Source organism: Sphaerospermopsis sp. FACHB-1094, assembly GCF_014696195.1.
GTDB classification, from domain to species: Bacteria; Cyanobacteriota; Cyanobacteriia; order Cyanobacteriales; family Nostocaceae; genus Sphaerospermopsis; species Sphaerospermopsis kisseleviana.
In genome coordinates, this window is the sequence record NZ_JACJPT010000173.1 from 1 (window position 1) to 7150 (window position 7150).

Annotated in this window: 7 protein-coding genes and 1 pseudogene; 3 read left to right on the forward strand and 5 right to left on the reverse strand. The window is 37.2% G+C overall.

The genetic code is table 11. The annotated features are described in order from the left end of the window. Positions 1–312: 312 nt before the first annotated feature. From H6F47_RS26095 to sipA, 3 genes are all read right to left on the reverse strand, one after another. Complete coding sequence (locus H6F47_RS26095; protein ID WP_137667779.1) at positions 313–1185, reverse strand: polyphosphate kinase 2 family protein; 873 nt, start codon at positions 1183–1185, stop codon at positions 313–315. A gap of 158 nt (positions 1186–1343) precedes the next feature. Next, positions 1344–1901 carry a peroxiredoxin gene (locus H6F47_RS26100; protein ID WP_190348555.1) on the reverse strand — a complete coding sequence of 186 codons (558 nt, stop codon included), beginning with the start codon at positions 1899–1901 and terminating at the stop codon, positions 1344–1346. 226 nt (positions 1902–2127) lie between these two features. Beyond that, on the reverse strand, positions 2128–2358 hold the full coding sequence (sipA, locus tag H6F47_RS26105) for a regulatory protein SipA (RefSeq protein ID WP_096569432.1): 231 nt from the start codon (positions 2356–2358) through the stop codon (positions 2128–2130). A gap of 38 nt (positions 2359–2396) precedes the next feature. On the opposite strand from sipA, the gene H6F47_RS26110 reads away from it, so the two are divergent. Beyond that, positions 2397–3479, forward strand: coding sequence for a 4-oxalomesaconate tautomerase (locus H6F47_RS26110; RefSeq protein ID WP_096569429.1), 1083 nt, complete (start codon positions 2397–2399; stop codon positions 3477–3479). A 104-nt stretch (positions 3480–3583) separates the two neighbouring features. Further along, the gene (locus H6F47_RS26115) at positions 3584–4912 is read left to right on the forward strand and encodes an APC family permease (protein ID WP_096569426.1); all 1329 of its coding nucleotides are present in this window, start codon (positions 3584–3586) and stop codon (positions 4910–4912) included. A 119-nt stretch (positions 4913–5031) separates the two neighbouring features. On the opposite strand, the pseudogene H6F47_RS26120 reads toward H6F47_RS26115, so the two are convergent. Together H6F47_RS26120 and H6F47_RS26125 are read right to left on the reverse strand one after the other, a co-directional pair. Next, a pseudogene (locus tag H6F47_RS26120) lies at positions 5032–5581 on the reverse strand (winged helix-turn-helix domain-containing protein); the annotation flags it as partial. Between the two features lie 94 nt (positions 5582–5675). Then, positions 5676–6110: a nucleoside deaminase gene (locus H6F47_RS26125; RefSeq protein WP_190348556.1), complete on the reverse strand. Its 435-nt coding sequence runs from the start codon at positions 6108–6110 to the stop codon at positions 5676–5678. Positions 6111–6199: 89 nt separating this feature from the next. Here H6F47_RS26125 and H6F47_RS26130 point away from each other — a divergent pair, with 89 nt between their 5' ends. Next, complete coding sequence (locus tag H6F47_RS26130) at positions 6200–6994, forward strand: potassium channel family protein (protein ID WP_137667782.1); 795 nt, start codon at positions 6200–6202, stop codon at positions 6992–6994. Positions 6995–7150 lie beyond the last annotated feature (156 nt).

The following is a 7150-nucleotide window of genomic DNA, read 5'->3' on the forward strand; positions in this document are numbered from 1 at the left end:
TGGGAATTGGGAATTGGGAATTGGGAATTGGGAATTGGGAATTGGGAATTGGGAATTGGGAATTGGGAATTGGGAATTGGGAATTGGGAATTGGGAATTGGTAACAGTAAATAAATTATGGTGTACCTCATGAGACTGGGAAACGCTATATAGTCTTATCGCTTAATTTGCCTGGACTTATAAAAACAGGACTGGAATATTCAAGAATGTTAATCATAAGCTAAAATTTAACCAATAGTCATGAAAAAAGTCAAGTAGACAAAATAAATATCTTCCCAAAGACATACGAAGTTAAAACTCATACAGTGCTTTTTATTCATCTTCAATTTCTAATATTCTCTTAGCTTCTAAAAGCATAAGCTTATGCTCTTCACTAACAGTAGGATATTGTAAATTTAATTCTTTTAATTTAGTGCAGATAATATCTGACACAACCAACCTGGTAAACCACTTGCGATCGGCAGGTATAATATACCAGGGTGCATATTCTGTACTGGTGTGGTTAAAAACGTCTTCATAAGCCATCATGTAATCATCCCAAAAACCACGTTCCCGCACATCACTAGGGGAAAATTTCCAATGCTTTTCTGGTGATTCAATTCTATCTAAAAAGCGTTTTTTCTGTTCTGCTTTTGAGACATTGAGAAAAAATTTCAGAACAACAATTCCATTATTCACCAAATATTTTTCAAAATTATTAATTTCCTGAAAACGCTGCTGCCAGATTTGATTACCATGCGGAATATAATGCAGTTGTTGTTTTTCTAAAAGTTCTGGATGGACGCGCACCACCAACAATTCTTCATAATAAGAACGGTTGAATATACCAATTCTTCCCCGTTCGGGTAAAGCTTTCATTGAACGCCACAAATAATCATGATCTAATTCTTCATCACTAGGTTCTTGAAAGCTAAAAACCTGACATCCTTGAGGATTCACCCCAGACATCACGTGTTTAATAGTGCTATCTTTACCAGCAGCATCCATCGCTTGCAAGATAATCAGCAAAGCATAAGTATTTTGAGCATAGAGAATATTTTGATAATTCGCTAATTCTTTGATACCAGCCTTTAATTTTCTTTTCGCCTCAGCTTTTTCATGATATTCAGCTTTATAACTGGGGTCATAATCATCTTTTAAGGAAATTTTAGCCCCTGGAGAAACAATAAACGGATCATGATTCATCTGTAAAAAGCACCTGATTAGAAATGATTTAGAGATTTTGTTGGTAATAGGTGACTGGGGACAGTGAAGAAGCAAGGGAGCAGGGAGCAGGGGGAGGTTAATAACCCAATTACCAATTACCAATTACCAATTACCAATTACCAATTACCAATTACCAATTACCCATTATCTGATTGTAACTTTTCCAGTCGTGCTAAAACTTCCTGACTGTGAATAGTGGGATTGACTTTGACAAAAGTTTCCCGCAAAATACCCTGGGGATCGATGATAAAACTATGACGCATGGATACATAGCCAATCCAAGAACCATAAGCTTTACTCACTGCACCATCAGTATCCGCCAAAAGGGGGAATTTTAAACCCTCAGAATCACAAAATTCGGCGTGGGAATCAATATCATCCGCACTGACACCAATAATCTGAGTATTTTTTTCTAGATATTTGGGTAAGTCTTGTTGAAAACGCCGCGCTTCAATTGTACAGCCAGAGGTGAAATCTTTGGGATAAAAATATAAAACTACCCACTGACCACGTAAGTCAGAAAGGGAAATTTTACCATCTCCTGTATTGGTGGGTAAAGTGAAATTAGGCGCGGGTTGGTTGATTGCAGGTAGTTTACCACCCAAAGCAGCAGCAGTGGGGGTAAAGTTCAGCCAACTAATGAAGGATAAACAACCAGCCAATAAAATGGTAATAAAATTGCGTCGTGAAATCATTGTTGCAAACCAGAATCATAACTTAACATAAGTTAACATTCTTTCGAGTTCCCGGACTGCTTGAAGAAGTCGGGGATCTTAGGGACTTCCAAGAAATAAATTATCCAATCTTATGGGAGATTATCCAATCTTGTGGGATGGGCTTCTAGTCCGTCCGGGTTTAAGGGCAGGCTGTCCGGCCTACCCCACAAGAATTAATTGTATATTTTTTTTATCTGGAAGTCCCTTATCTCAGCGGATTTTCTGTACTTTCAATATATTGACTATCCATGAGGAAAGTACCTCTAGCAAAACGTACACCCCAATATCCTCCAGGACGGCGGTCAATAACTATACCTTCTTCACCGACGCTAATCACATCAGGAGGACGTAACATGGGCATGGGGTCAGCAGTTTTAATGTATGGTGGTAATGTGACGACACGGACTTTACCGCCAATAGGAAATTCTGGAGACATTTTAAGAACATTAGCAGTTGTAAATTAATTTATTGTAAATGCAAATAGGAATACCTTGTTTGTTTATGCGTGGTGGAACATCACGGGGACCCTATTTTATCAAACAGGATCTACCCAGTGATGAAATATCAAGAAACAATGTTCTCTTGGCGGTGATGGGTTCGCCAGATGAACGACAAATTAACGGTATTGGTGGTGGTACAACTCTTACCAGTAAAGTAGCAATCCTATCGCCATCTCAACATCTATGGGCAGATGTAGATTACTTATTTGCCCAGGTCAACGTACTTCAGCCAAAAGTTGATTTTGCACCCTCCTGTGGTAATATTCTGGCAGGTGTTGGACCAGCTGCAATAGAAAGAAATTTGGTTGCAGCTGTAGATGGCAAAACTACAGTTAAGATTCATGCCGTTAACACAGGTTCACTCATTGAAGCTGTGGTGTGTACACCCGGTGGTCAGGTAACTTACGAAGGTAATACAGTCATTGATGGTGTACCTGGTTCAGCAGCACCGATTTTACTCAACTTCATGAAAATTGTTGGTTCTAAGACGGGTAAACTTCTACCCACTGGTTATACAAGTGAAGAAATTGAAGGAGTACAAGTCACCTGTATTGATGTTGCCGTACCAATGGCGATCGCACAAGCTCAAGCTTTTGGTAAAACAGGTTATGAAACTAAGACAGAATTGGATGCTGATACTGCTTTTTTGCAGAAGATCGAGGTAATTCGTCGTTTGGCAGGTGAAAGAATGGGATTAGGTAATGTTGCCAACAGTGTAATTCCCAAATTCGCCATTATTGCCCCACCACGTCAGGGAGGTAGTATTACTTCCCGCTACTTTGTTCCAGATACTTGTCATGCTGCTCATGCTGTCACTGGTGCTATATGCGTGGCCTCCTCCACTTTACTGCCAGGTTCTGTTGCTGATGGTATTGCCAAAGTGACAGACTCCCAGCAGCAAAATATCATTATTGAGCATCCTTCGGGAAAACTAGAAATTTCCTTAGTTATTCATCAGGAAGGATCAGAAATAGTCATTGAGCGTGCAGGGGTGATCCGAACAGCCCGGTTATTATTTTCTGGTAATGTTTATGTTTCTTCTCATCTATGGACTTAGGGACTTTCAACTCAAAAAAATACTGAAAACCTTATTTCCTGTTTCCTGCTCCTTCCTCTACCCTGCCCACACAAATAAATTTAGAAATCAAACCGGACTACTATATGTCAGATTCAGAGACAAAACTTCAGCATGAAATGAAACGAGAATTAGGTTGGTTTGATACTACCATTATTGGACTAGCCTCAGTTATCGGTGTAGGTATTTTTGTTAGTCTTGGTATAGCTGCTGGACTATCTGGTTTGGCTGTAATTTTTGCATTAATTTTAGCTGGATTATTATCAGCTTGTAATAGTTTGAATCTGGCTCAACTAGCAGCAAATCATCCCGTTAGTGGAGGAATTTATGAATATGGTTATAAATATCTCAACCATTGGCTAGGATTTACTGGTGGCTGGATTTATCTGTTAGGTAAAACTGCTGTTGCAGCCACGGCGGCTCTTGGTTTTGCTGGCTATTTCCTTAATGCCTTAGGACTATTTGACAAAGGGTTAATTGTACCTGTTGCTGAAGTTGCTGTTGTCATACTTACCTTAGTTGTGCTTGGAGGGATGAAGCGTTCTAAGATAGCGACAACAATAACAGTTTTTATCACCATTTTCTCCCTGTTTTTCTTAATAGTTACTGGGTTATTTGTTCATGCTAGTACAGGATTTGAATATTTAACTTTTATTCCAGAAAATTCAGGTAATTTGCTCCAACATTTGCTAGAATCTACTGCTTTAATGTTTGTTGCTTATAATGGTGCTGCTCGTATTGCTATGGTTGCTGAAGAAATCAAAGAACCACGTAAAAACATCCCTAAAGCAATTTTATTGACAATTTTCATTACTCTAGTCCTGTATGTAGGAGTAGCAATAGTTAGTTTAGGTTCTATTGGTGCAGATGCTTTAAGTGATACAACAGCACAAACAGCTTCTTTAGAAAGAGTAGCTTTAAGTTTTGGTATTCCAGGCGCATCTAAGATATTAGCAATTGGGGCTACTACTGCTATGCTTAGTGTCCTCCTCAGTATTATTCTGGGATTATCTCGCCTACTATTAGCAATGGGAAGACGGGGAGATATGCCCAACTTTATGGCCAAGTTAAATAGTTCTGAGACTACACCTTATTGGGCAGTATATTTTATCTGTGCCGTGATTATGCTTTTGGTTTTAACAGGTAATGTGAAAACTACTTGGTCTTTTGGTGCTTTTGGTGGTTTATACCGTTGTGTTATTGTTAGTTTAGCAGCCTTAAAATTAAGTGATGAAGAACGATTGTATCCTAAATGGTTAAGCTGGATAGCTTTGTTATCCTGTCTGTTTTTAGCTTTTTGGATAGAGTGGCAGATATGGTTAATCAGTTTTGGTTTAATTGGTATGGGTTTAATATGGCATTTTGCTATCCATAAAATTAAGCTATCTGAAACTATAAATAAACCTATTCCATAGCCTGATGTTATAGCAGGAAATAGGGAATAGGGAACAGAGTTGAATACAGGATTGAGAATGAATTAGATTTTTCGAGTTAGTTATTCTTGATAATTGGTAAAAAATGTACTGGCGATAAGTTTTCCCCAGACATAACCACATATATCTCCCCATAATAAATGACATTCGTCAACCATAAATATTACTAGCTCTCCTGCCTCTATTTCCGCTCTTCGCGTCTCCAACAACTCACAAATCTCTTTTTTTTGAGTCCACTAATTCTTGGTTATATTTTGGATTATTTGCCTGTGTTTTCTTCCAGCTAATATTAGCAGCATCAAATATCTCGTAGTAACTTTGTTTTGAGGCGAATGTCACTCCATATTTTGAGGCTATATGATACTCTAATTCATTCAATGTCCATTTTTCTTTAATTTACAACCATTCCATTACCTCGGCACGTTGAATATTAGAAAGAAATCCTTTACTTCCTTTGTACTTGAGTTTTAAACCATCAATTCCCTTTTGAAAAAACGCTTTCTTGTAGGTACTAATAAACCCAGATGAGACATCTAATATTGGCATTATCTCCTCATGTTTATATCCACGTAGCAACATTTTTACTGCTGTAGCTCGCTTAATCTCACGTGGCTCTTGACTATTTTTGATAAAATCCTCTAATAATTGTATCCACATTTGTAGCCCACACCCCAGTTCTCAAATTTACTTTTTTCCTATTTCCGTATTTTCTCACAAACTGCTCAGGATTGCTATAGGGCTTTTTTTATGCAAATAATTTTAGACATTCCTGCCTTAAAATTCCTTTTGTTACCTTGATATTTCTAAATGATTTAGCGATAACTTCTTCACAAGATATATTAATTTGTCCTTGATTTATAGCAATTAAATCTGCAATTGAAGCACCATAAATAATTTCTGATATCCCCGTCCATACACAAGCACTAGCGCACATGGGACAAGGTTCACCTGTGGTATATATAGAATAACCATCTAAAGCCGGATTTTTCAGTTTAGCGGTTAAATTACGAATAACATTAATTTCTGCATGGGCTGATGGATCACTGTCTCTACTGACAGTATTATAAGCTACTGCAACTACTTGATTATCTTTAACTATCACCGCACCATAGGGCGCATCTCCTTTTTTTGCTTCTTCTATGGCCAGACTCATAAAATATTCTTGGGATTCTTGGTTCATCTTTACAGGAAATTTAAATAGGATTATTCTTGATAATAGCGCATTTTTAGCGTTGTGCTTATAAATTAGTTATTTTTTTTGATGATATTATGTTATTAAATCGAGCTAAAATAGAATTTTACTTAACAGACTTAGAAACTCCAATTGGGAAAGCAATTAATTTAACAATTGCGTCTTTAGTTTTATTATCATCGGGAATTTTCGTAGCGGAAACTTATAATATTTCTCGTGATGCTCGTTTAGAAGTAAGAGCATTAGATACTTGCATATTAATAATCTTTACCATAGAGTATGCACTACGTTTATGGAGTTCAGAAAATAAACTTAAATATATTTTTAGTTTTTATTCAATTATTGATTTAATGGCTATTTTACCATCTTTAATTGGTTTTGTAGATATTAGATTTATCCGCTTATTGCGATGGTTCCGCATTTTGCGCTTACTGAGGTTTATAGATAGTAAATTTTTATTTGGTACTATTAGCAACGAAGATGGCGTAATTTTTACGCGGATATTATTTACTTTATTTGCCATCATCTTTGTATATTCAGGCTTAATTTATCAAGTTGAGCATCCAGTTAACCCACAAAACTTTGGCACTTTTTTAGATGCCTTTTATTTTTCAGTTGTAACAATGACAACGGTAGGATTTGGAGATTTAACACCCATTTCTGAATTAGGACGTTTGCTCACAGTATTGATGATTTTAACAGGAGTTGCTTTGATTCCCTGGCAGGTAGGTGATTTAATTAAACGGTTGGTGAAAACCGCGAATCAGGTAGAAAATGTTTGTTCTAGTTGCGGTTTAGGTTTTCATGATGCAGATGCAGAATATTGTAAAAGATGCGGTACTAAGTTGCCTGTAAAATCACTCCAGCCCTAAAAGGATGTTTGTAAAGTCATGAAAGATACCCGCAAAAACCATAATAATCTAGATAGGGGTTGCTGAGAAAGTCTTTCCGTGAGGGCATAGGAGTCAGGAGTCAGGAGTCAGGAGTCAGGAGGAGATTTGAAAATTTCTTTGCCATCTCTTGAAATC

Excerpts from the sequence above, each read along its gene's own strand:
- H6F47_RS26100 (WP_190348555.1), bottom strand. The coding sequence starts at position 1,901 with ATGATTTCACGACGCAATTTTATTACCATTTTATTGGCTGGTTGTTTA.
- H6F47_RS26125 (WP_190348556.1), bottom strand. The coding sequence starts at position 6,110 with ATGAACCAAGAATCCCAAGAATATTTTATGAGTCTGGCCATAGAAGAA.
- H6F47_RS26095 (WP_137667779.1), bottom strand. The coding sequence starts at position 1,185 with ATGAATCATGATCCGTTTATTGTTTCTCCAGGGGCTAAAATTTCCTTA.
- H6F47_RS26115 (WP_096569426.1), top strand. The coding sequence starts at position 3,584 with ATGTCAGATTCAGAGACAAAACTTCAGCATGAAATGAAACGAGAATTA.
- H6F47_RS26130 (WP_137667782.1), top strand. The coding sequence starts at position 6,200 with ATGTTATTAAATCGAGCTAAAATAGAATTTTACTTAACAGACTTAGAA.
- H6F47_RS26110 (WP_096569429.1), top strand. The coding sequence starts at position 2,397 with ATGCAAATAGGAATACCTTGTTTGTTTATGCGTGGTGGAACATCACGG.
- sipA (WP_096569432.1), bottom strand. The coding sequence starts at position 2,358 with ATGTCTCCAGAATTTCCTATTGGCGGTAAAGTCCGTGTCGTCACATTA.